This window comes from Paenibacillus sp. 2TAF8 (genome assembly GCF_052114825.1).
Lineage (GTDB): Bacteria > Bacillota > Bacilli > Paenibacillales > Paenibacillaceae > Paenibacillus.
Genome location: NZ_JBFRFN010000010.1, coordinates 204,649 through 230,785 on the forward strand (window position 1 = coordinate 204,649; position 26,137 = coordinate 230,785).

The following is a 26,137-nucleotide window of genomic DNA, read 5'->3' on the forward strand; positions in this document are numbered from 1 at the left end:
GCATGAGCATATGGCATATTTGTATCTTTGAACTCAGACGTATTCTGAAAATTCGTTCTGTGGTCATTAATTTGTTTATTCTGCCTTTATTATTAATTTTCATCTTAGGAACGGCATTATCGAGCGCGATGGGGACTGGAAAAGATACGACGCCTGATACGTTGCGCGTGGGGATTGTGCAATCGAACGAAGCGGCATCCTCTCCGGTAGGCGAAGCTCTGAATGCCTTTGTGGCTACGCCTGAGGTGGCCCAAATGATACAGGTTAAAAATATGTCTTCGCAGGACGAAACGGTTGATGCGTTAAAACAAGGGGATCTTGATTTTGCGGTCATCATAACTTCCGATATGGTGCAGCAATGGATGGCAGGAGAAACCGTTAAGTTGCAATGGATACTTGGAAAAGACAACACACTTAATGTAGTGGCACAGACTTTATTCACCAGCTTTGCGGATGAGCTAAATCGACAGGCTGCCATTGCAAAAGTCCTCGGGGCAGAAACGATGATGGCGATTGCCACGCCAGATGGCAAGGGATCAACCTCTGCACAGCCCAATATTAGGGTCAGTAGCCCGGGACATTCCGGTCAAACCTACAGCGCTTCACAATATTACGCAGCAGCCATGCTGGCGATGTTTATGTTGTACTCTGGTATGACCACCGTTAACAGCCTGTTTACGGAGCGCGACAAACAAACGCTTGCGCGTCTTCAGGCAACTCCAGTAGGCAATGGAGTGATCTTTGCAGGCAAAGTTGCAGGCAACAGTCTGCTTGCCTTTTTACAAGCAATCATTATTATCGTGATGACGAACCTGTTATTTGGCGTGAATTGGGGGAGTCATCCTTGGTTGATCGTACTGATCTGTATACTTATTACGCTGGCATCCATGACCCTGGGCATTATTGTGGCCTTGGTTAGTAAAAGTGCTGCCTCAGCTACTGCTTTAATGCAGGGTATTATCATCGTGATGACTTTTATTAGCGGAGGATTTACTCCGATCGCCATTGATTTTGTACAGCGCATCAGCGAATTCACAGTGAACCATTGGGCGCTTCAAAGTTTTCTTAGTATGATGCTGAATGCAACCATGCAAGAGATCATACACAATATTTTAATGCTCGGGGCTGTGTGTGCAGTGCTCGCAGCCGCTGCAGCAGTGGTATACAGAAAGGTTGGATACCGTTATGAATAGTCTGCATATCGCTTGGCTAATGATCCGGAGAACACTGGGGCGTAAACGTGGGTTTGTTGCATTTTTACTGCTGCCATGTCTTGTAGTGACTGGTGCAGTTGCTCTTTTTGGAAGTGAGCAGGCAAGTCGTGCGGTCGTTTCTTATGTCAATATGGATGAGGGGATTGCAGGATCATGGATGATCAACGAGCTTGCTCGCACAAAGGACTTCAGCTTCAAAGCTGTGAGTAACGAGGCGGAAGTGAAGTCTGATATCGTTCGGCAAAAAGGAAGCATGGGAATTGTGATTCCCGCGAATTACACCCAATCATTGCTACAGGGCAAGCCCGCAGAGATCCAGTGGATTGAAATGCGTGTCAGCGAAAGCTCATACATCCTTCGGGCAGCCGCCGAAGGGGTTGCCGATGGGTTGAAACAATCTGTTACTGCGGTACAAACATCTGCAGCCATGTCGCCTTCTAACGCTGACGCTAAGGATCAGGAGGGGAAACTCGAACAGCTCCTGCAAGAGATCGGGAAGCATCATCTATCTGGGGAAGCATTACATCTGCAGCTGTATCCCAAGCCGGGCTTAAATAACGTCACCGGATTTACAATCATGTTCATGATGGGGTTATTAACGAGTGCGGTTGCTATTATTATGGAAGACCGAAAGCAGCGAACCATGGCTCGAATGTATACCGCTCCGGTCAGATCATATGAGATCGCGCTTGGTAATTTTCTAGGCAGTCTTGCGATTGGAGTCATCCAGATTACGCTCGTGCTCGGCATAAGCCGATGGGTGCTGCATTATGATGCAGGGATTCCGTTTGGTATTCACTTCCTGATTCTTGGAGCATTTATGCTGGTATCAATGGGACTTGCAAGTGCTGTCAGCGGACTCATTCGTGAAACCAAAAATGCCAGTATGTTAAACTCCCTCATTATTGTACCTACCTGTATGATTGGGGGTTGCTTCTGGCCATTATCCATCATGCCGGAGTATATGCAGAAGCTGGCGAACTTTGTACCCCAGAAGTGGACGATTCAGGCTGTAGAAACGATCTCTGCCGGAGGCACGTTGGCGGACATCGCCCTGCCGCTGTTAATCCTGTTTGTCATGGCTGTGATACTGCTAGCTGTCGGTTCGGTCATCCTTCGTCCGGATCAGCCAGGGATGGATGCGTAGAATAAGAGAACAGAACGAGAGCAGGGTTACGATTACTGGTTATTGAGTATAATGCAAGTATAAAATGATCAGAAAAAGCACGTCTGCCGGGATGAATATCGCAGTACGTGCTTTTTGATGTTCTACTTTTCGAATGAACTTTATTACCTAATTTCACATTAATGGTTGTCCGAGACTTGCAGTACGGTTACAACTCGCGGCCATCAACTAAGGTTGCAACTGGCGAAGTACCGTAATTTCAACCCGGCGATTCTTCTGTCTTCCAGCGGCGGTTTTATTATCTCCGTTTGGGCGAGTGTCCGCATAACCCGCGTATTGGAAGTGGTCGGGGTCAAGTTTACCTTGATCCAGAAAGAAGCGGAGTACCGATAACGCCCGTTCTCCGGATAGCTCCCAGTTATCTTTGAAGGTGGAATTTGCCCCAATTGGAATATTGTCTGTGTGTCCCTCAATACTAACTACCATCTGAAGACTGCGAAACAAACTGGCGAGTTTGCTCAGTGTGGGCGCAGCATCTTTTTTCAGTGCGGCTTGCCCTTGGTCAAATAAAAAACGATCACTTAGCGTAATGGAGATGCCCTGCGGCTTGTCCGCGACAAAAATTTGATTATCCAGTTGATTATCCTCAATATATTGGGTAATCACATTGAATAGATTTTGCAGTTCCTGCTCCTGTGTCCTGAACTGTTCTTCTCGTTCTGTGAGTGGACGGTTGTTTTCATCTGGGCTATCTTTACCCGAATCTGATGCCGGGTCTGGGTTATCCTCTGATCCTCCCTGAACCTGGGATGGGGGTGTCTTGGTAATTGTTTGACCAGGTGTCTCGCCGAGTCCATCCCCAAGCTCAAGAATGGAGTCCGATTTATTAAAAGTGCTTTGAAGGGATTGAGTCACGACATCATATTTACCGGAATCGAGATTGCTCATGGCATACATGATGACAAAAAAGATCAGCAGCAGCGTAATGAGATCGGCATAGGTAATCATCCACCGCTCCCGATGATCAGCAGTTTCACGTTTGGCACGCCGTTTACTGCGACGACTCATCCAATCCCTCCTTTGCAAGCGGAGGCTGTACGAATCGGCGGTGTGAGAGTGTAAAAGACTCTAACCGTTTGCGTACAAGCTGCGGATTCTCACCATTCTGAATGGCAAGCACACCTTCGAGCATCATCTCCATGGATTGAACTTCGTCAGCCCCTCTGGATTTGATTTTGGAAGCGATGGGTAAAAAGATCAGGTTAGCACTGGCAACTCCATACAGGGTGGCGGTAAAAGCAACAGCGATGGCTGGTCCGAGTCCTGTTGGATCGGTTAAGCTTCCTAGCACTTGAATCAGTCCCATTACGGTTCCGATGATACCCATCGTTGGGGCATAACCGCCGGCAGATTCAAATATTTTGGCATAACCTTCATGCTTCTGTTCTACAGAATCAATCTCCATCTCCAGAATCTGCCGAACAACATCCGGATCTGTACCGTCAACAACCATCTGGATACCATCTTGTAAGAATGGATGTGGATGATCAACTACTCTGCGTTCCAGGGCAAGCACACCGGATCTGCGGGCAATGGATGACATCTCGATCAGTTCTTCAACCCATTGTTTGGAATCATGAGCATGACGTCCAAACGCCATGCGTAAAGCAGCAGGAATCGTGCGCAGACGGTATGAAGGAAAGCTGGCTACTACGGCAGCAATTGTACCTCCGAACACGATTAAAGCAGCCGTTTTCTGCAACAGGCCAGATAACTGACCGCCTTCCCACAGAAAACCACTGATAACTGCGGCAATTCCGGCTATGATACCGATAAGTGTCGCAATATCCATAAATTAACCCACTCCTATCTTGATTTCACGTTGCATCACTAAAACGAACAAGGTATAATTGAACGGGAACAAATATTCCTATTACTATAAGTTTTCCCAACTGGAAATTCGGGGAACTTCGACAATATATAGTGACTATTATTTTAGACGATAGGGTGAGATACGGCAATGAGCGATATTATTATGAGCGACAAAACGTTCGAAATCGAGTCAGAGTTTTCTCCCCAGGGTGATCAGCCTGCAGCCATTAAGGAATTGGTGAAGGGTGTTCAGGAAGGGAAGAGATACCAGACGCTTTTGGGTGCAACAGGTACAGGGAAAACATTTACCATTGCACAGACCATTGCTAAGCTGCAACGTCCCACGTTGATTATTGCGCACAATAAGACACTGGCAGCACAGCTGGCGAGTGAGTTCAAGGAATTTTTTCCGAATAACATGGTTGAGTATTTTGTCAGTTATTATGACTACTATCAACCAGAGGCCTATATTCCTTCCTCAGATACGTACATCGAGAAGGATTCGAGCATCAATGAAGAGATTGATAAGCTGCGACACGCAGCGACCAGTTCGTTGTTTGAACGGCGCGATGTCATTATTGTAGCGAGTGTGTCGTGTATATACGGTTTGGGTTCGCCTCATGACTATTCCAGCATGTTGTTGTCACTGCGAGTAGGGATGGAGAAACCACGTAATCAGATTTTGTCCCGTCTTGTAGAAATACAGTATCAGCGAAATGATATTAACTTTGTACGTGGCACGTTCCGTGTCCGTGGCGATGTTATTGAGATTTTCCCGGCTTCCAAGGGTGAACATGCCATTCGAGTTGAGCTGTTCGGAGACGAGATTGAGAAAATCACCGAGATTGACGTCTTGACCGGAGAATTGATCGGTGAACGTGAGCACATTGCCATTTTCCCGGCATCTCACTTCGTAACCCAAGAAGAAACGATGCGCGTGGCGCTGGTGAATATCGAGCGTGAGTTGGAAGAACGGCTTGAAGTGTTGCGTGAGCAAGGCAAGTTGCTGGAAGCGCAGCGGCTAGAACAGCGTACACGTTATGATATTGAGATGATGAAGGAAGTTGGTTTCTGCTCAGGGATCGAGAACTATTCCGGACCGTTGACCTTCCGTGAACGTGGAGATACACCATACACACTGATGGATTACTTCCCGGATGACATGCTGATCGTGGTGGATGAGTCTCACGTCACTTTGCCGCAGATTCGCGCGATGTACAATGGTGACCAAGCGAGGAAGACTGTGCTGGTGGATCATGGTTTCCGTCTACCTTCGGCACTCGATAATCGCCCGCTTAAGTTCGAAGAGTTTGAAGGGAAAATGAACCAAATCATCTATGTATCTGCCACACCGGGACCGTACGAAATCGAACATACCGATACGATGGTTCAGCAGATTATTCGTCCAACTGGTTTGCTTGATCCTGTCATTGAGCTACGTCCAACGAAAGGACAGATTGATGATCTGATTGCAGAGATTAACGACCGGATTGCCAAAGACGAGCGGGTGCTGATCACTACGCTGACCAAGAAAATGTCGGAAGACCTGACGGATTACCTGAAGGAGGTTGGCATTAAGGTTAGATATCTGCACTCGGAGATCAAAACGCTGGAACGGATGTCGATTCTGCGTGATCTGAGGCTGGGTACCTTCCATGTATTGATTGGAATTAACTTGCTTCGGGAAGGTCTGGATTTACCGGAGGTTTCACTGGTGGCTATTCTGGATGCGGATAAGGAAGGCTTCCTGCGTTCCGAGCGTTCCCTGATTCAGACGATCGGGCGTGCCGCGAGGAACAGTGAGGGTAAAGTTATTTTGTATGGTGACAAAGTGACGGATTCCATGGATAAAGCGATGAAAGAGACGGAACGACGTCGTACCATTCAGATGGAGTACAATGAGAAACACGGCATTACACCACAGACGATTCGCAAAAAAGTACGTGATGTGATTGAGGCAACGAAGGTTGCTGAATCCAAAAACGAGTACCTGACTGGCGCTGCCGAGAAGATGTCGAAGAAAGAGCGGCAGTCGCTTATTCAGCGTCTAGAAGCAGAGATGAAAGACGCAGCCAAAAACTTGCAGTTTGAGCGTGCCGCCGAGCTTCGTGATGCACTGCTGGAATTGCGAGCAGAATAGATATAAATCGATAGAGGAAGAGTTTCCTTGATTGAAACTTTGTGTTAAGAGAACGGCCAGTTGGCCGTTCTCTTGCTGAGTGAAGAAATGTATCCGTTGACCCGATAATAAGAGATAATGAAATCCCGAAATCGAGTCAATACTGATAAAAATGACGAATTTGGTTAAGAGGTTTATAGAAAAGCAATGAGAGGATGAATACCATTGGCGAGCGAGAACATTGTCATCAAAGGCGCACGAGCGCACAACTTGAAAAACATCGATATCACCATTCCGCGTGACCGCTTTGTCGTATTGACTGGTTTGAGCGGATCAGGCAAGTCCTCGCTAGCGTTTGATACGATCTATGCCGAAGGACAGCGGCGTTATGTAGAATCATTATCGGCCTATGCACGTCAGTTTTTAGGTCAGATGGAGAAACCGGATGTCGATTCCATTGAGGGTTTGTCGCCCGCGATTTCAATAGATCAGAAAACAACAAGCCGTAACCCACGTTCCACGGTAGGAACTGTTACCGAAATCTATGATTACCTGCGTCTCCTGTTTGCACGTGTCGGTCACCCGCATTGTCCGGATCACGGGATTGAGATTACATCACAAACCGTGGAACAGATGGTGGATCGTATCATGCAATACCCTGAACGTACCCGGTTACAGATTCTGGCTCCAATTGTTGCGGGGCGCAAAGGGGAACACAAAAGTGTATTTGCTGATGTGTCCAAACAAGGTTTTGTGCGTGTGCGTGTTAATGGGGAACTACGCGACCTATCGGAAGACATCCAACTGGAGAAAAACAAAAAACATACAATAGATGTTGTCGTTGACCGGATCGTTGTAAAAGATGACGTTCAGGCACGCCTGGCAGACTCTATTGAGACGGCTCTCAATCTGTCCGGTGGGCAGTTGCTCGTTGATATCATTGGTGAAGAAGAGCTGCGCTTCAGTTCGAATTTTGCCTGCCCAGTTTGCGGATTCAGCATTGATGAGCTGGCGCCTCGGATGTTCTCTTTTAACAGCCCATTTGGTGCTTGCCCGGATTGTGACGGTTTGGGTGTCAAAATGATTGTAGACCCGGATCTGCTTGTGCCAGATCGCAGCAAAACGATTGAAGAAGGGGCGTTTGATGCCTGGACCGGAGGAACGTCCACGTATTATCCGCAGTTTCTCCGCTCGGTATGTGAACACTTTAATATTCCGCAGGATGTACCTGTCGAGGATCTGCCTGCTGATCAGATGAACAAGTTACTACAAGGGACAGGCTCTGAGAAAATAAAGTTCCGCTACGAAAATGATTTTGGACAACGTAAGGAAGCGCTGGTTACGTTTGAAGGGATCGTTAACAATCTGGAGCGTCGTTATCGCGAAACTGCTTCTGAAGGCATCCGTGAGTTCATTGAAGGATATATGAGTGCGAAGCCTTGCGGGACATGTAAAGGACAGCGTTTGAAACGCGAAAGCCTTGCAGTAACGATTAATGATCACAACATGGCTTATGTAACAAGTCTGTCTATCGGTGAAGCGGGACGATTCTTTGATTCGTTGCAGTTGACCGAAAAAGAGCAAACCATTGCCAAACTGATCCTGAAAGAGATTAACAGCCGTTTGGGCTTCCTTGTTAATGTAGGCCTGGACTACCTGACGCTAAGCCGTGCCGCTGGAACGTTGTCCGGCGGTGAAGCACAGCGGATCAGACTAGCCACTCAAATAGGTTCCAGCCTAATGGGCGTGCTCTACATTCTGGATGAGCCAAGTATTGGTCTGCACCAACGGGATAATGATCGCTTGATCTCCACGCTAGCGCATATGCGGGATATCGGAAACACATTGATCGTGGTTGAGCATGATGAAGATACCATGATGGCTGCGGACTACATTATCGATATTGGCCCAGGCGCAGGGATTCACGGCGGTATGATTATGTCACAGGGTACACCGGAAGAGATTATGAATGATGAAAACTCATTAACGGGTCAGTACCTTAGTGGACGGAAGTTTATACCGATTCGTAACGAACGCCGAAGTGTTGGGGATCGCTGGCTGGAAGTACGCGGCGCCAAAGAGAATAATCTGAAGAATCTGAATGTAAAAATTCCTGTAGGGGTATTTACCGCTGTAACGGGAGTGTCCGGTTCGGGTAAATCTACGCTGATCAACGAAATTTTGTACAAAACGCTGGCAAGGGATCTGAACCGTGCGCGAGTACGCCCGGGGCAACACAAGGAGATTCGTGGACTGGAGCATATCGATAAAGTAATTGATATTGACCAGTCGCCGATTGGACGCACACCACGTTCTAATCCGGCGACATATACGGGTGTCTTTGATGATATTCGTGATCTGTTTGCTCAGACGAACGAAGCCAAGGTGCGTGGATACAAAAAGGGTCGTTTCAGCTTTAACATCAAAGGTGGACGTTGTGAAGCTTGCCGGGGAGACGGCATTATCAAGATCGAGATGCATTTCTTACCGGATGTATACGTACCATGCGAGGTCTGCAAAGGCAAACGGTACAACCGTGAAACACTTGAAGTGAAATATAAAAACAAAAATATTTCGGATGTGCTCGAGATGACAGTGGAGGACGCTACTCAATTTTTCGAGAACATTCCGAAGATTCATCGCAAAATGCAGACATTGCTTGATGTCGGCCTCGGTTACATTAATCTGGGTCAACCTGCGACAACACTGTCCGGTGGTGAAGCACAGCGTGTGAAGCTTGCTTCCGAACTGTATCGCCGGAGTACTGGCAAAACGATTTATATTCTGGATGAGCCGACCACTGGTCTACATGTCGATGATATTGACCGTCTGCTGAACGTGCTTCATCGCCTCGTCGATTCGGGAGAATCGGTACTTGTCATTGAGCACAATCTGGATGTCATCAAAACAGCCGATTATATCGTTGACCTGGGTCCAGAAGGCGGAAGCGGGGGCGGTACAATTGTAGCGACAGGAACACCAGAGGATATTATTAAAGTGCAGGAATCCTATACAGGTAAGTATCTGAAACCAGTATTGGAACGCGATACGGAGCGGAGCAGAGCCCTGCAACTGGCGGACTAGTAAGGGTAAGAGTAAGAGTAAGAGTAAGAGTGTGGGGAATCTGTAATTCGGACTATGTAAGTGCGCCATGATCGGTTCGGCTTACCTGTAACTTGTACTGTGAAATTCGATTAGGCACTGAGTTATCATAAAGATATGAACCTTCTTTGCTGAGAAATAGGCTTTGGATGACAATCCACAACCTTTTCTGCGGTGAGGAGGGTTTTTTTGTGTTGTTTAAGAGTAGGGGGAAATTTGGGGGATAGAAATCAGCGATAAAAAGGTGGAGCGGATTCTTAAAGATTATAAGTACATTAAGTAGAAATCAAAGTAGAAGTAGAAGTAGAAGTAGAGGTCGGTAACAGGAACATACTGATCAAAGGAATAAAGGAGGTCAGCAGTGTCAACCAGAAGAATAAACAGTTAGCATTACTAAGCAAGTAGCAAGTAGCAAGTAGCAAGTAGCAAGTAGCAAGTAGCAAGTAGCAAGTAGCAAGTAGTAAGTAACAAGTAGTAAGTAACAATAAGTAAGCAATAAGCCGTAATCAGTACGGGGTTAGGAGTAATCACTAAAAAATTAAAAAGAAGTATTAAAAAGGGCCGAGAATCTTTAAGAGGGTTTTAGATTTTACAATATTTGATAATAGTTATGGAGTCTTTAATGAGAGGGGGCCTACGCTGGAGGTGTTATGTTAAGTGTAAGAATTGCGCTAAAGTGTATTTATTAAATGAGTTGATCGCGGGTAAACCGACAGAGTAGTTTCCGTCATCTACCGATCCAACTCGAAATATTCTAACGATCACAGAAGAGCTTATTTGAGCAAAATCAGACAACTCAGAATTGTAACGATCACCAGCGACGTTATTTCATCGAAAAATCGAGGAATAGACTGTTTTTCGACGATTTTGAGTGAAATAAGGTTCCTCATGATCGTTAGATTTTGAAACAGGTGATAATCGGCCTAATAAGCTCCGTGGTGATCGTTAGAACTGCCGCTAATCATCGATGACTTCTTCTCCACCCTGCTCCGATCTCCCTGCTACATTTTATCTGCTACCCGTGTACGTCATCATCTATTGGCTGTTAATATGCCTGATTAATGAAAGTGTTTACATATCAGACTAGGTAAGCTTTCATGAGCGAGGCGGTCAAGCTGGATTTTTTTCATTTTTCTGGATGATAGGGCTTGCATTACTAACAGGGTACAGATAACATAGAGGAAGAGTTTAGGGTATGCGTTAGTTGTTCAATTATGGTGAGGAGGTCTGTCTATCCATGCTGCTTGCAGAGGCTGCCACGGCGAGTACATCGAATTTTAATGCATTTGATATTTTTGTCATCTTGTTTACAATCCTGATTTTTATCGGACTGGTTCGTCTGCTTCGTGCACCGAAGAAAAATTTGTTTGCCATCGGGTTTACAGTTGTCAGTCTGCTGGTATTTTTGATGACAGACTACGCGATGATTACAGGCTGGTTTGGTTAACAGAGACACACCTATGCAATAGAGATGCGAATACGTGTTAGCCGTATTAAACACTTTCCATAATAGAGATGGAAGGTGTTTTTTTCATGCCTGCATATCCCGATGAGAAGAGTCATTTTTTGTCGAAAAAGAACGAAAATTAAAACGATTGTACAGGCATAATTTGTATGATACATTGAGGGATACCAGTATTGCAGATGAGAGAGAAGATAGATTCAGCCATGAATCGGCTGTCCAGTCGCGCAAGAAGGATGTATAGAGAGGGTCAGGTGAAATCATGAAAAGGTTTTTAAAGAGAGCGACGGCTATGACGATGATTGTAGTGCTCTCCATGGGTATGGCGGCTACGGCTGGAGCTGCATCTTCTAAGACAGGCATGCAAGCCAAGGTGATCGACGGCCAGGTGTATGTGAATAGCAAAGATCTGGTGAAAATGTTTGGTGGCAGTGGACAATATGATGCCAAATCTGGAACGTATACATACAAAGGAAGTGCAAACATTCCGCAAGTGATCGAGAAGGTATCCCCGTCCGTGGTAGGCATTATCGGCAAAACGACTGAAAATCAGAACGGGTCGGAAAATGACCGCTATAATCTTGCACATGGCACAGGCGTTATCATTCGATCTAACGGATGGATCGTGACGAACGCCCATGTGGTAGATGAGTTGGTTGATCCAGTCGTGGTAACGACGGATGGTAATACATATAACATTACAGAATCATTCAGTGATCCATTAAGTGATCTTGCACTAATTAAAATTGATGCCAAATCCCTTAAACCTGTGGTGTTTGCTAAAGCTTCGCAAGCGGCTGTGGGTGAAACGGTAATTGCGATTGGTACACCGATTTCTTTTTCATTGCGTAATTCAGCCACGGTTGGTGTGATCAGTGGTTTGAATCGTGGTGTAGAAGCTTCCTACCGCTTAATTCAGACGGACACGGCTATTAATCCGGGGAATAGCGGAGGGCCTCTGGTTAACTTGAAAGGGGAAGTTGTCGGTATTAACTCGATGAAATTTTCTGCGGTTGGCATTGAGAACATGGGATTCTCCATTCCGGTGGATACCGTGAACTTTGTCATCAATCAGTTTTTCAAATATGGAACGATCAAACGTGCAAGTCTCGGATTACAGCTGGAAGAGAGCTGGTCGGCGATTGTAGGTCTGCCTGCAGAAGACCCGTTAACGGTTACGGATGTACTGAGTCCTGAAGCGAAGAAAGCCAAGATCCAAGAAGGAGATGCCATCTATAGTGTGGCGGGCAAACGTGTATCTTCTGTGGTAGATATCAATGAACTGCTCAAAGCTTATTTACCTGGACAGAAGATTAAGCTGTTGGTGCAAACGGATGGTGACATTGTAACCCGCACTGTAGTACTCGTGGATCGAGCTTCCCTAGAGGAGCAGTCCAATGAATCGATTTTAATGGATGAAGAACAATAAAGCCCGGCAAGCAACCCGAATCTAGAGAGGACGAATGAACGGAATGAAGAAGTCATGGTTACGCGTGCTGAGCACGGGGGTATTAGCGGGGATGTTATTGGCAGGCACAGCCCTGCCGGTATGGGCGGCTGATGATCTGATCACGAATGAGTTACGGGTCAAAGCAGGAAGTACAAGCGCTTTTATCAACGGCAAGAAACAAAACATCACGAAACCACTCACGGTTAAGGGCGTGACGCTGGTGCCTGTCGGTGTATTCAAAAAAGCGTTTGGCAGTGAAATTCGGCTGGAGAAAAACGACGTCATCAAAATCAAAGAAGGTCCACACGTGGTGGCCTTGAAGATCAACAGTTCCATTGCCTGGATTGACGGAGCGAAAATCGAGATGGGTGCTGCGCCGAAAATGGTGAATGGTGTGTTAATGGTCCCTCTCCGCCCGGTTGCTGCAGGAATTGGTGCAACGCTTGCGCCGAACAGTTCGGGTGAGATCGTCATTCGTATGCTGCAAACAGGTGAGGGTACCGATGATGACAGAATTGATCTGGACAAGGGGAAAACGAGAATTGGCAATAGCTATTATGGCTGGTCGATTCATTATCCGTCTGATCTGCTGGTGTTACAAACCGATGAACAGGAACGGATGATGACCTTTGGCGCTACGGATGAAAGTTATTTTCTCGAAGTGTATGTGAGCGACCAGAATGTTGTGCTGGATGCGGACGACTTACTGACACAGTTGGTGCAGGTGGCCAAACAGGCAGGAGATACGGTATTGGATCGTGAAGCGGTATCTAAAGGGAATACCCCTTATGCAAGAGTTGTCGTCAAAGATGCGGATGGTGTGTTATGGGAGTTGCGCCAGTATGTTCATGACGGTCGTCAATATGATGTCTACTTAGCGGATTATGAAGCGACCAATTATAAAGATTTGGGCAAGCATGCTTCATTCCTCAATTCCTTTGAGCCAAGCTATGCGCAGTCTGATCGCACGATTAAGGATCTTTCCACGGTGGAAGAAGGCATGCGAGAGGCATGGAATGATGACTACGGTATTGAATTAAAGGTTCCGGCTGGCTGGTCTATGGATAATAAAAATATGGTCTATCAAGATCAAGACGGAGCGTATTTGCAACTTCGTGTGACTTCAGCCAAGTCTGGAGCAACCGTGAAAGACTGGAGTGATCAGCTCGAAAAGTGGATGCGTGATACCTTCACGGCAGAGAGCTATCAGCAAGTAGGCGCGTTTACAACGGAAGTCTCTGGTGAGACGGCCGAGGTGAATGAATTCCGCTATAACTTCGGTGCAGGCTGGCAGACCGAGTTTGACGTTCTTTTGCAGAAAAACGGATATCGCTATTACGCAGAGTATACCTTCCCTGAAGGACAGGCTGCAGACCGGGCTTGGTTTGAACAGATTATGAAGAGTGTAGAAATTGATTTTGATACGGTAAAAGATAACTTTGGTCAGCTGGATGAAGATCCATATCTGACAGATAAAATGAAGACGATCACACGTACGTCTAAAACATATCATTACAGCGTGGATATTCCGCGCTACTGGACGCCGTACAATGACCGATTTGAAAGCTCACCTGTTGTTTATACGTTCACAGGCGGAGACTTCTCCATTGCGGCTACAGAGGACAAGTCGATTGAGATGACGGTTAGTCAGCTGAGGGAGGCGTATGCAGAGGCAGCCAAAACTCGGAAAAGTTTCAATCTGATTCGTAGCGAGGAATTGACCTTTGCAGGTGTGCCTGCGTTCTCCTTTACGTATCACGAAGTAGACAAGGGCGTGCCGTATACCGGGCGTCAGATTGTGTTTGAAAAGAATGGAATAACGTATACGATCACAAGTGGTCTAAATGATGCGAACCGTACGCAAGTGCAGGCTGCGATGATGGAAAAAGCAGTGAACTCATTTACTTTTATTAAATAAAATGAAAGCTGTGTAGAAATTGCCGGAGGGTCACAGTACCTTCCGGTTTTTTCGTTTTGCTATAAAGTGGGGAGGCATGGGGTATGAAGGCATTGCATTAAATTTGAGTGGAATGCCAATGAAAAAAGATGGAAATGATAAACGGTTTTTTCAGGAAAACGTAGAAGAGTGGGTGCAGAAGTGGTACACTATACTAGTTCAGGAGTTATTACTGCTGATAAGAGAGATAGAGAGAATGTAGGCTTGGATTTCAGGCAATACAGACTTAATGTATAGATATAGCGATACTTGACGTTGACAGCAATACAGGGCGTACCGAAACACAGGTACCAAGGGAAGAACACCGGCGTAGTCCGGTATGGGGAGGATTTACATGAAAACAGCAACAATACGAAGAGAAGACGTTGAGCTTCTGGCACCTGCAGGGGACTGGGATTGCATGCGTTCGGCGGTAGCCAACGGGGCGGATGCGATTTTCTTCGGGGTCGAAAAGTTTAATGCACGGGCGCGAGCGAACAATTTCCGTATGGACGAGCTGCCGGAGATTATGGCGTTTTTGCACAGTTATGGCGTGAAAGGGTTTCTGACCTTTAATATATTGATCTTTGAAAATGAATTGAAAGATGCCAAGGAACTCATCGATGCCTGCGTAGATGCGGGTGTAGATGCTGTGATCGTGCAAGATCTGGGTCTGGTCAAAATGATTCGTGAAATTTCACCGGACTTCCCGATTCACGGCTCCACGCAGATGACGATTACGTCGCCTGAAGCGGTGGAGTTTACGAAGCCGTTTGACATGGAACGTGTCGTACTCGGACGGGAGAACAATCTGAAACAAATTCAGAAAATTGGAGACCAAGCGAAACTTCCGATGGAAGTATTCGTTCATGGTGCACTCTGCGTGTCCTATTCGGGTCAGTGTCTGACTTCCGAAATGTGGGGCGGACGTTCCGCAAACCGTGGGGAATGTGCGCAGGCTTGCCGTCTGCCGTATGATCTGATGGTAGATGGCGTTCACCAGCCGATGGGTGATGTGGCATACCTGTTGTCTCCGAAAGATCTGGCAGCTATTGATATCATGCCGGAATTAATTGAAGCGGGCGTAACTTCTTTCAAAATTGAAGGCCGCCTCAAAACGCCAGAGTACGTAGCGAATGTAGTTAGCAAATATCGCAAAGCGATTGACCGTTATTTTGACGGTGACAATACACGGACAAGCAAAGAAGAAATTCGTGAGCTGCAACAGAGCTTCTCGCGTGGATTCACCCATGGTTTCCTGGACGGCACGAACAACAAACAGCTGGTAGACGGGACGTTCCCGAAAAGCCGCGGCGTTTATCTTGGTCGTGTGGATCAAGTATTGCGTGACGGTGTGGTTCTGAAACTGGATGCACCCGTGAAACGTGGAGACGGTATTGTGTTTGACGCTGGTGATCCAACGAAAAAAGAAGAAGGCGGACGTGTATATGATGTACGCCGTAAAGGTGTGAAGATCGAAGGCGAAGCCGGCGAAGGCTGGATCGTGGACATTATACCGGGCCGCAGTGATGTGGATCTGCGCCGTGTGAAAGTCGGCGACAAAGTATGGAAAACGAATGACCCTGCGCTCGACAAACGTCTGCGTCAAAGCTTTGAGATCGATAAGCCTTACCGTGTCTTCCCGGTCAAAGTAAAAGTCATCGGCAGCCCGGGCCAGCCGCTCAGCACGTGGTGGACCGACGTGCAGAAGGGAACGACCGTGCGCGTGGATTCAGAGATGGAACTGGACATTGCCCAGAAACGTCCGATGACCCATGAATTGCTCGAGGAGCAATTCGGACGTCTCGGCGGCACCGTGTTCCAGCTGGAGGAACTGGACGTGGGCTTGCACGGTGACGTCATCATCCCGATGCGCGAGTTGAATAATATTCGCCGTCAGGCGGTCGAACAACTCGCGGGCGAGCGCCCTAAACCGCCCGTCTACGTGAAACGGGCGGTGGACGTTTACGGCGATGCGGTACAACCGGCATCGCCAGTAGCTCGCGGTCAAGCAGAGCTGACCGCGCTGTGCCGCAGCCTGCCACAAGTGGAGGCAGCGCTGGAGGCGGGTGTCGGCATGATCTACGCCGACTTCGAGTTCATCAAGCAGTTCCCGGCAGCGGTGGAAGCTGTACATGCCGCAGGCCGCAAAATTGCGCTGGCAACGCCGCGTATTCATATGCCGGGCGAGAACGGCTATCATAATAACATCCTGCGTTTGGAGCCCGATGCGGTACTCGTACGCAACACAGGTGCGTTGTACTTCTACCTGCGTCACCGCAGAATGAACCCGGACGCGAAGCATCCGCAGCTGATTGGTGACTTCTCCTTGAACATCGCCAACCATAAGGCCGTGGAACTGTTCCTGGAAGCAGGTTGCGACTGGATTACACCATCGTACGACCTGAACATTCAGCAGATGGTTGATTTGCTCGGCAACTCTCGTACAAGTCAGACTGAAGTGGTCATCCATCAGCATCTACCGATGTTCCATACGGAGCACTGTGTATACTGTACGTTTATGAGTGAAGGAACGGACTATACGAACTGCGGACGTCCTTGCGAAGAAAAACGGGCTTCCCTGCAAGACCGAATTGGTATGTCTCACCCGGTACGTGTGGATGAGGGCTGCCGTAACACGGTATATAATGCAGTAGAGCAGTCCGGCGCTGAATATCTGACGAACTTTATGGATCTGGGTGTATCCCGTTATCGTGTAGAGTTCTTGGAAGAGACGCCAGAGCAAGTGAAGGAAGTTATCGACCTGTACAACCGTGCACTGCGCGGCGAGATCAGCGGTACGCAAGTATGGAAAACCCTGAAAGCAACAAATCAATTGGGCGTTACACGCGGTCAACTGGTGAAATGAAACGGAATAACAAGCTATATAAGTTGAACTATTTTTTACACAAAAACGGAGAGGACAGAAAAAACCTGAAAAAGCGAAGCGTTCGCCTTTATCACCGGATTTTCCCTTTTAGGAAAGGGAATCAAAAAAATCTGGGGATAACAGTGATTGGAAGGTTATTCTGTCATCGAAGTGCACGTGTAAACAACTGTGTTTCAACTTAATAAGCAACCCCAATCTCTGCTTTCCGGAGCTCTTGGGGTTTTTTCTATAAAAGCGGCAGTGGCAACCAAGGAGGTGTGAAGCGTGGCTCCATTTACGATCATGGATATCAAATTGCTGTGCGGGGTCACGGCATTTAAACGTGGCGAAGAGTATCAACAGTCAGGAAGGATTGGCAAGCTGACTGTGAGTGAGGACGGATGTCACTATGATGCCATCGTCCGGGGTACAAAGTCGTATAAGGTGCAGGTTGATCTGGATGACGCGGGAGAGATTGAAGCACATTGCAATTGCCCCGCATATGGCAACTACTATGATTACTGCAAGCATATTGCCGCTGTTCTGCTCGCGATTCATGAACGTACAGAAACGCCAGAACCGTCCAGCGGAAAAAATACGGCATCGAAAGTCGGCACACTGGTCGAAGAAGAGACTTGGGAGAGGCCTTATTCAACTTCAATGCCATCTTCATCCGCACCTTCTTCCTCTTTTTCATCAAATGATTCAATGGGTAGATCATCGGCATTATCGGACGATAACGGGGATGTCCCCTCTGAACCATCAGGAATGTCCCAACCGCAGCAGCATAAGCCGCAGACGTTGTCTCCTTCTCCTTTTGTTCAGGCGGGTCGTCCAAGTTCAGCTTCAGGCTGGGGCCGCTCTGCGGACAAACCGTCCTACCGCACGGCGGACCAGATTCTATCCATGTTTGCCAAGGATCGTAGATTGCCACATGAACGGGAGCAAACGTACACTGCGCCGGTTACCCGCTCCATGCTGCGAGAAGAGTTGCAGGTACAGTTCATCTGCAAGCTGGTACATGTGCATAAAGGTGGAGCCAAGCTGGCGCTTGAATTAAAGGTGGGTAACAAAAGGCTCTATGTTGTGCAGAAGGTGAAGCAGTTCTTGAGTTGTGTCGAGAAGGGCGAGCCTATGTCCTTCACCAAGTTATTCCATTATGATCCACTAATGCATGTGTTCTGTGCCCAAGATCAGGCTATTCTTTCCATGCTCATTCGCATGAGGCAGAGTGAAGAGGCGTATCGGGAGTCCATTTCCGGATATTTAGGTGCCTCGGACGGAAGGGATATTCTAATCGCTCCTATCGTCTGGAAACCGTTGCTCGAGCTACTTCTGCAAGCGGATAGCCGCATGGAGGGCACGGGTCTGTCGAACGGACCACTTTCTCTGAGTGAAGGAGCTTTACCTTTATTTTACCGAATCGCAGAAGGGGCTAATGAAGGGTATCAGCTTGAAGTGTCGGGACTGCGCGAGTTGATCCTGCTTCCGGCGTATGATGCGGCAGTCGTCGAGGGTCAGCTTTACATGCTTGAACCGATGCAGATGCGAAGTCTGGAGGACCTGAGCAGTGCGCTCACTTCATACGGTATTAAAGAAAGCATTGATATTTCGTCACAGCAGGTGGATGAGTTCGTACAGCATGTTGTACCTGAACTCCGGACTTTGGGACATTTGTCGATTGATTCCCGTGTGCGCGAACAGATTGCTGAACCCGAGTTGTCACCGAAGCTGTACATCGACTTTTACCGGGAACGCATTACGGCACGTCTGGAATTTGATTATGGTGTGATGGTCATTAACCCGCTGGCAGAGTATCTGATTGATGAGGAAGAAAAGAAAGTCATCTTGATCCGTGATCGCTTCAAAGAACGAAACCTGATCGAGAGACTGGATCGCTCTTTTCTGGAGCGTGAGGGCAGTGTCTGGGCAAGCGAACGTGAGGACGCGATCTATGATGTAATGTATCACCTGTTGCCTGAGTTTGAGAAACTGGCCGACATCTACATGCCGAATGCTGTGAAAGCGATGATGCCAACATATCCTATACCACCGAAGGTACGCGCAGATTTGGGAAGAGGACTGGACTGGCTGGAGATTTCCTTTGAGATGGAGGGAGTCGATGAACAGGAGTTGCAGGAACTGATGCGCAGCATTGTGGAAAAGAAAGCTTTCTTCCGCCTGCGAAGCGGTGTCTTCCTGTCACTTGAAAATGAAGGCGCGAGCAGCTTCGCTCGCATGGCTGACGCGCTTGGTCTGGAAGCCGGAGACATTCAGAGCAGCCATATTCGTCTGCCTGCTGTAAGGGCTTTGCAACTCCCGGGCAGAGATGAAGTTTCCGGTCAGGTGAAATGGGGCGGTTCGCTCAAACGTTTCCTTGATGATCTGCGTGATCCTGACCGGATGGACTTTCCGTTACCACAGACGCTGGCACCTGTCCTGCGGGATTACCAGGCAAGCGGGTATCAGTGGCTTCGTACCCTAGCATATTACCGGTTTGGAGGCATTCTGGCTGACGATATGGGACTGGGTAAAACGCTGCAAAGCATCGCCTACATTACCGCTTCGTTACAAGAGAAACCTGTGTATGAGCAGGGACAGGCGACAGGGGTATCAGTTGATGCAGACAACACCATGTCTAATGATTGGATCATGAATGAGTCTCAGCAGGCTTACTTGGCCGACCCTACTGGAACGATAGACGGTGCTTGGCACACCTCACAGCAAGACGGGCTGACGATTCGTACACGAATGACGCATCCGCCGATACTGGTTGTTGCGCCTGCTTCATTGACTTACAACTGGGCAAATGAGTTTGCACGGTTTGCTCCGCATCTGAACGTATTGATCGCCGCCGGGCAGAAGGATGAACGTGCCAGCATGCTGGCCGACATGGACAAAGCAGATGTAATCGTGACATCGTATCCGCTACTACGTCGTGATCTGGATACGTATCTCGGGAGAACCTTCCATACCTTGATTCTGGACGAGGCACAGGCAATCAAAAATGCATCGTCCCAGACGGCGCAGGCAGTCAAACAGATTCAAGCACCGCGCCGGTTTGCCCTGACAGGTACACCCGTCGAGAATTCACTGGATGAACTGTGGTCTATTTTTGAAGCGGTATTTCCGGGACTGTTCCCGAGTTACAGAAGATTTCGTGACTTGCCACCAGAACGCATCTCGCGTATGGTGCGTCCGTTCATTCTCCGTCGCCTGAAAAAAGATGTGCTGGAAGAACTGCCGGATCGCATTGAGACGGTGCATCGTTCTGAGCTGACGGTGGAACAGAAAAAGCTATATGCAGCTTATCTGTCTCAGCTTCAGGATGAGACCACAAAGGATATGGAAGAGAACGGCTTCCAGAAAAATCGGATTAAAATCTTGGCTGGCATCACCCGTCTGCGTCAGTTATGTTGTCACCCGGCGCTGTTTGTGGACGGATATCAAGGGGATTCCGGGAAAATGGAGCAACTGCTGGAGACTGTCCAGGACTGTCTGGCCGCCGGTAGACGTATTCTAATCTTCTCGCAGTTCGCAAGTATGCTGAGTATTATTCGCCAGACCCTTACAGCGCAGGGGAACAACCTGTTTTATCTGGATGGGCAAACCCCAGCACAGAGTCGTGTGGACATGTGCCGCAGATTTAACGAGGGAGAAGCCGAGTTGTTCCTCATTTCACTCAAAGCTGGCGGAACCGGACTTAACCTCACGGGAGCGGATACTGTGATTTTGTATGATCTGTGGTGGAACCCCGCGGTGGAGGAACAGGCGATAGGGCGGGCGCATCGTATGGGACAGAAACAGGTAGTCCAGGTGATTCGTCTCGTGACTGAGGGCACCATCGAAGAGAAGATTCTGGAGCTGCAACAGCGGAAGAAGGATTTGATTGCCGAGGTGATTGAACCGGGCGACGGGGGATCAACGACACTATCCGAGCAGGATATTCGCGAGTTGTTAATGGTATAGAGCAAACTCGTTTTTTATACAACTATTGTCAATCATTTGTGGTAATGTATAGAGAAATGCACCGCTTTTGCTAGATATGATTTATGGTTTGTTCATCCCGTTTTCCTAATTATCTATACCTTATTGATCCAGCCAAAGGAGTGTTTCCTATACGTATCCGCAAAGCGATTATTCCAGCCGCCGGACTGGGGACCCGGTTTCTGCCTGCAACCAAGGCGATGCCGAAAGAAATGCTGCCCATCGTGGACAAGCCAACCATTCAATACATTATTGAGGAAGCCGTTGCTTCGGGAATTGAAGATATTATTATCGTTACAGGAAAAGGCAAACGGGCGATCGAGGACCACTTTGATTATTCCTTTGAACTTGAACAGAATCTCGCGGATAAACAGAAGTGGGATCTGCTGAACGAAGTGCGTAAACCTTCCGAGATGGCTGACATCCATTATATCCGGCAAAAGGAACCCAAAGGACTTGGTCATGCCATCTGGTGTGCCCGCAAGTTTATTGGCAATGAACCGTTTGCCGTTCTGCTCGGGGACGACATTGTTGAAGCGGATCACCCATGCTTGCAGCAGATGATTGAAGTCTATGACGAGCTGCAGTCCCCGATTGTAGGCGTGCAACCTGTCGATTGGAGTGAGGTATCTAGGTACGGTATCGTTGATGGAGAATTGCTAACTCGTACGGATGAACGCGTCTTCCGGGCAAATCGTTTAATTGAAAAGCCGAAGACGGAGGATTCCCCTTCGAATCTGGCGATCATGGGCCGTTATATTCTTACTCCCGACATTTTTGAAATATTGGGCAGACAGTCTGCTGGTGTAGGCGGAGAGATTCAGTTGACGGATGCCTTGTCCCGTCTGAATGAGCAAAGACAGATTCTCGCCTATCATTTTGATGGCCTGCGTCATGATGTGGGTGAGAAACTGGGTTTTATTGAAACGTCCATTCACTATGCGCTCCAGCGTCCGGACCTGCGGGAAGATTTATTGAAGTACCTGGAAAGTATTGTCGGTAAACGATAAGCGAGCCAGTGATTTTTCCGTCTATCCAATGTATTCATATTGCAGTATTCGATTTGTAGTTTGTATTATCTTAAATGTCTGTCCATCCCCAGCCCAGCCGACGTACGATGTTTCGGCTGGGCTTTTGTGTCTGCATGACAGAGGCGAATGAACAAACACTTAGAGGGCCACTCACATATATATAATCAAAATGAAGAGTACTGTCAAAGGCAGAGCGGGGGGATGGCATGAAGGTAATTCCGCTATTTATGAAGGATGCAGCCATACTGGAACCGAAGGTATACGGAGATCACCGCGGATATTTCATGGAAAGTTATAATGAGCAGATGCTGCTGAATCATGGGATACATCATACGTTTATTCAGGACAATCAATCCTTGTCAGCCGAGGCGGGTGTCCTGCGAGGGCTTCATTATCAGCTTCATCCGAAAGCGCAGACCAAGCTGGTGAGAGTGATATCGGGTGCCATTTACGATGTAATTGTAGATATACGTAGACAGTCACCCACCTTCGGACAATGGAAGGGTGTCATACTCAGTGAACATAATCAGCGTCAGTTGTTAGTTCCCCAAGGATTTGCCCATGGTTTCTGTACACTGACTCCACGTACACAGGTGGCTTACAAAGTGGATGCGTATTATTCGCCTGAACATGACCGCGGTATTTTGTGGAATGATCCTGCGCTTGCCATTGATTGGCCTGTGACGGAACCGATCTTATCGGATAAAGATCAGAAGCACCCCGTGCTCAGGGATGCAGAGCTGAATTTTGACTAATGACAAGACCTTCGGATACATTCTTAACATGGAGGCAGAGGGAGAGAGACAGCATGAAATTACTGGTTACCGGCGGGGCTGGCTTTATCGGCAGCAACTTTGTGTTATATATGCTCCGAGAATATCCGAATTACGAAATTATTAATGTGGATGCACTCACATATGCGGGCAATTTGGAAAATCTGAAGTCGATTGAGTCCAATCCGCGGCACACTTTCATTAAAGCTGACATTGCAGATGTACAGCAGATGGAGAACATTTTTGCTCAAGGTGTCGATGTGGTTGTGAATTTCGCGGCTGAATCCCATGTGGATCGCAGCATTCTGACTCCGGATATTTTTGTTCGCACGAATGTTATGGGGACTCAGGTACTGCTGGATGCATCCAAAAAATATCAGATTACCAAATTCGTACAGGTTTCGACGGATGAAGTATATGGTTCACTCGGGCCGACAGGACTGTTTACAGAAGAGACCTCTTTGATGCCTAACAGCCCTTATTCTGCAAGTAAAGCTGGAGGGGACCTGCTCGTCAGAGCTTATCACGAGACCTTCGGTTTACCTGTTAACATTACCCGCTGTTCCAACAACTATGGCCCATTTCAATTCCCGGAGAAGCTTATTCCGCTCATTATCTCCCGTGCTTTGAAGGAAGAAGCTATACCTGTGTACGGTGATGGTCTGAATATCCGTGACTGGCTTTATGTGGAAGATCACTGTCGTGCCATTGATCTGGTTATCCATCAGGGCCAATCTGGAGAGGTATACAATATTGGTGGCAATAATGAACGCACAAATATTCACATTGTAGAGACCGTGCTGGAGCAATTGGGCAAACCGGCGAGTCTGATTCAATACGTACAAGACCGTCTGGGACATGATCGGCGTTACGGTATAGATCCAACAAAGCTGGAGACAGAGCTTGGCTGGAAACCGGTGCACTATTTTGAGACGGGAATTAAAGAGACGATAAAGTGGTATTTGAATCATCAGGAGTGGATGGCGAGCGTGCAGTCCGGCACGTATCAGGAGTATGTGAAACTCCAATATGGTCAGCGAATGGGTGAATCGGGCGCATGAAATATAGAATTATGGTAACAGGAGCAGCAGGACAGCTGGGATATGATGTTGTAAAAACCCTTGAAGCAGACGGTCATCACGTACTGGGCTGTGACCGGGATCAGATGGATATCACGAATCAGCAACAGTGTACAGATCAGATCAATGCGTATCAGCCTGACGTTATTATTCATTGTGCTGCCTACACTGCGGTTGATCAGGCTGAATCCGATATCGATACGGCTTTCTCGATTAATGCTGTAGGTACACGTAATATAACAGTTGCTGCCGAAAGCGTGAAAGCCAAGCTGGTCTATATCAGTACAGACTATGTATTTGATGGGATGGGGAACAGCCCCTATCAGGAGTACGATGAGACGAATCCGCAAAGTGTATACGGCAAATCTAAACTTGCCGGAGAACGGCTGGTTCAGAGCCTGAGCACACGGTGGTTTATTATCCGCACATCATGGGTGTTTGGCAGTCATGGTCATAATTTTGTCAAAACAATGCTGGATCTGATGGAAATGCGTCCAAAGCTTCAAGTTGTGCATGATCAGCAGGGTTCACCAACGTATACGGTGGATCTTGCTCGTCTAATCGCTGAGCTGGCTGTAAGCGAAAAATACGGCATTTATCATGCTTCCAATGCGGGAAGCTGCACATGGTTTGAATTTGCACAGGCAATTGCAGAGGAAGGGACTAAACATGGGACTTTTCAAGCGGCAGTCCAGATAGCTGAAATCGTACCGTGCACCACGACTGAGTTTCCACGTCCGGCTCCTCGTCCAGCGTATTCCGTGATGGATCATATGGGGATTCGAACGAACGGGCTTCAAGCCATGAGACCTTGGAGAGAAGCACTAATTGCATTCTTACATGAGCTAGATACGGAGTAGACGAATGGAGATATCATTTTTTTTACAAAGATGGATCTCTGATCGTCTTTGAGTGAGAAAGTATGGTGTAACGTCTCGTGTTTTACTGTAAAACATCACGATTCACTATTTATATCATAGTCGTAAAGAGTCGCCTTATGGCGACTTTTTGTTTTGCCTATGCCCGATTCGGGTAGTTAGTTACCAAAATGCAATATGACACAACATGTTCAGATAGAAAACGTCTTGTTCCAGCCATTTTGGGATTTGGACTCAAAAGTTAGTTAGATTCACAATGGTTACTAGTACATGTATTCCTGACTGTTATGAATACGTCTGCAAAGGATGTGTAGATGATATGAAACGTATTGCCGCCGTTTTGACATTGTTGTTTATTACCGTAGGTACGCTCTTCTGGGCACATGATAGCCAGAGTGAGGAGCAACACGACGGATTCACGAACTACCGATTAATTGCCCATGCGATGGGAAGCATTCGGGAACAGCCTTATACCAACGCGTATGAAGCCATGATTGCCAATTATGAAAAAGGCACACGAGTATTCGAAATTGATTTCATGCTCACTTCGGATCGGGTAGCTGTAGCCAGACATGAGTGGACGGCCAATATGAGCAAAATGTTGGGGCAGGATGAGCAATTACCGGAGCATAAGCAGGCTGGAGCTCTCACCCATGATGAATTCATGAATACACCGATCCTCGGGATATACCAGCCTATGGATGCTGACGGTATTATGAACGTGTTGTCCAAATACCCGGATATGTATATCGTCACGGACACCAAAGAGCAGAAGGATGAAGATATTCAGCAGGTGCTTCAATCATTGGTGGATGCCGCGAAGAAACATGATCCGTCTGCGTTAAGTCGAGTCGTGGTGCAAATCTATAATGAGCCGATGCTTGAAAAGGTAAAAGAAGTTTACAGCTTCCCCTCGATCATCTACACGTTATACGCTACACAAGATACAGAGGACCAGGTTGTCGATTTTGTGCAAAATAATGATATCGATGCCGTAACGATGCCGGAATATAAAGTAAATCAGAATTTTGTTGCCAAGCTCAAGAAGGCTGGGGCCGTTACGTATGTGCACACGATAAATGATACCGAGCAGGTAGCCAATTATGAGAAATGGGGCGTGTACGGTGTGTACTCGGACGTACTCACTGAACAGGAAATGGAAGAGATGAATACAAGGTTCGCATGGAAACCGTAAAAGAATTAAGACTCAGAAAGCAATTCATACAGTCTCAACAAGAA

Annotated in this window: 16 protein-coding genes; 14 read left to right on the forward strand and 2 right to left on the reverse strand. The window is 47.5% G+C overall.

The genetic code is table 11. The features are described from left to right. The first annotated feature begins 2 nt into the window (after positions 1–2). A complete protein-coding gene (locus tag AB4Z30_RS17065; RefSeq protein WP_441928451.1) occupies positions 3–1,193 on the forward strand; it encodes an ABC transporter permease in 1,191 nt (396 codons plus the stop codon). Then, positions 1,186–2,361, forward strand: coding sequence for an ABC transporter permease (locus tag AB4Z30_RS17070; protein WP_441928453.1), 1,176 nt, complete (start codon positions 1,186–1,188; stop codon positions 2,359–2,361). Before AB4Z30_RS17065 ends, AB4Z30_RS17070 begins: the two co-directional genes overlap by 8 nt. A 207-nt stretch (positions 2,362–2,568) precedes the next feature. Here AB4Z30_RS17070 and AB4Z30_RS17075 read toward each other — a convergent pair whose 3' ends face one another. Continuing rightward, positions 2,569–3,408 carry a flagellar motor protein MotB gene (locus AB4Z30_RS17075; protein ID WP_441928455.1) on the reverse strand — a complete coding sequence of 280 codons (840 nt, stop codon included), beginning with the start codon at positions 3,406–3,408 and terminating at the stop codon, positions 2,569–2,571. Beyond that, complete coding sequence (locus AB4Z30_RS17080; RefSeq protein WP_441928457.1) at positions 3,392–4,192, reverse strand: flagellar motor protein; 801 nt, start codon at positions 4,190–4,192, stop codon at positions 3,392–3,394. Before AB4Z30_RS17080 ends, AB4Z30_RS17075 begins: the two co-directional genes overlap by 17 nt. Positions 4,193–4,360: 168 nt before the next feature. Here AB4Z30_RS17080 and uvrB point away from each other — a divergent pair, with 168 nt between their 5' ends. From uvrB to AB4Z30_RS17140, 12 genes are all read left to right on the forward strand, one after another. Continuing rightward, entirely contained in the window at positions 4,361–6,352 is a 1,992-nt protein-coding gene (uvrB, locus tag AB4Z30_RS17085) for an excinuclease ABC subunit UvrB (RefSeq protein ID WP_441928459.1), read from the forward strand. 204 nt (positions 6,353–6,556) lie between these two features. Then, positions 6,557–9,415 (forward strand): excinuclease ABC subunit UvrA, encoded by a 2,859-nt coding sequence (gene uvrA / locus AB4Z30_RS17090; protein WP_441928461.1) that lies wholly within the window; start codon positions 6,557–6,559, stop codon positions 9,413–9,415. Positions 9,416–10,670: 1,255 nt separating this feature from the next. Next, entirely contained in the window at positions 10,671–10,880 is a 210-nt protein-coding gene (locus tag AB4Z30_RS17095) for a hypothetical protein (protein WP_090923015.1), read from the forward strand. Positions 10,881–11,193: 313 nt separating this feature from the next. After that, positions 11,194–12,324, forward strand: a complete 1,131-nt coding sequence (locus tag AB4Z30_RS17100) for a S1C family serine protease (protein ID WP_441928503.1) — start codon at positions 11,194–11,196, stop codon at positions 12,322–12,324. Between the two features lie 43 nt (positions 12,325–12,367). Continuing rightward, positions 12,368–14,263 carry a stalk domain-containing protein gene (locus tag AB4Z30_RS17105; protein WP_441928463.1) on the forward strand — a complete coding sequence of 632 codons (1,896 nt, stop codon included), beginning with the start codon at positions 12,368–12,370 and terminating at the stop codon, positions 14,261–14,263. Positions 14,264–14,636: 373 nt separating this feature from the next. Continuing rightward, entirely contained in the window at positions 14,637–17,150 is a 2,514-nt protein-coding gene (locus AB4Z30_RS17110; protein ID WP_441928465.1) for a DUF3656 domain-containing U32 family peptidase, read from the forward strand. Between the two features lie 285 nt (positions 17,151–17,435). Then, positions 17,436–21,119, forward strand: a complete 3,684-nt coding sequence (locus tag AB4Z30_RS17115; protein WP_441928467.1) for a DEAD/DEAH box helicase — start codon at positions 17,436–17,438, stop codon at positions 21,117–21,119. Between the two features lie 149 nt (positions 21,120–21,268). Continuing rightward, on the forward strand, positions 21,269–22,147 hold the full coding sequence (gene galU, locus AB4Z30_RS17120; protein WP_441928505.1) for a UTP--glucose-1-phosphate uridylyltransferase GalU: 879 nt from the start codon (positions 21,269–21,271) through the stop codon (positions 22,145–22,147). Between the two features lie 227 nt (positions 22,148–22,374). Continuing rightward, positions 22,375–22,923, forward strand: coding sequence for a dTDP-4-dehydrorhamnose 3,5-epimerase (gene rfbC, locus AB4Z30_RS17125; protein WP_441928469.1), 549 nt, complete (start codon positions 22,375–22,377; stop codon positions 22,921–22,923). Between the two features lie 53 nt (positions 22,924–22,976). Next, complete coding sequence (rfbB, locus tag AB4Z30_RS17130) at positions 22,977–24,002, forward strand: dTDP-glucose 4,6-dehydratase (protein ID WP_441928471.1); 1,026 nt, start codon at positions 22,977–22,979, stop codon at positions 24,000–24,002. Further along, positions 23,999–24,880 carry a dTDP-4-dehydrorhamnose reductase gene (rfbD, locus tag AB4Z30_RS17135; RefSeq protein WP_441928473.1) on the forward strand — a complete coding sequence of 294 codons (882 nt, stop codon included), beginning with the start codon at positions 23,999–24,001 and terminating at the stop codon, positions 24,878–24,880. The genes rfbB and rfbD overlap by 4 nt, the downstream gene beginning before the upstream one ends. Before the next feature lie 337 nt (positions 24,881–25,217). Then, entirely contained in the window at positions 25,218–26,093 is an 876-nt protein-coding gene (locus AB4Z30_RS17140; RefSeq protein WP_441928475.1) for a phosphatidylinositol-specific phospholipase C/glycerophosphodiester phosphodiesterase family protein, read from the forward strand. Positions 26,094–26,137: the final 44 nt, after the last annotated feature.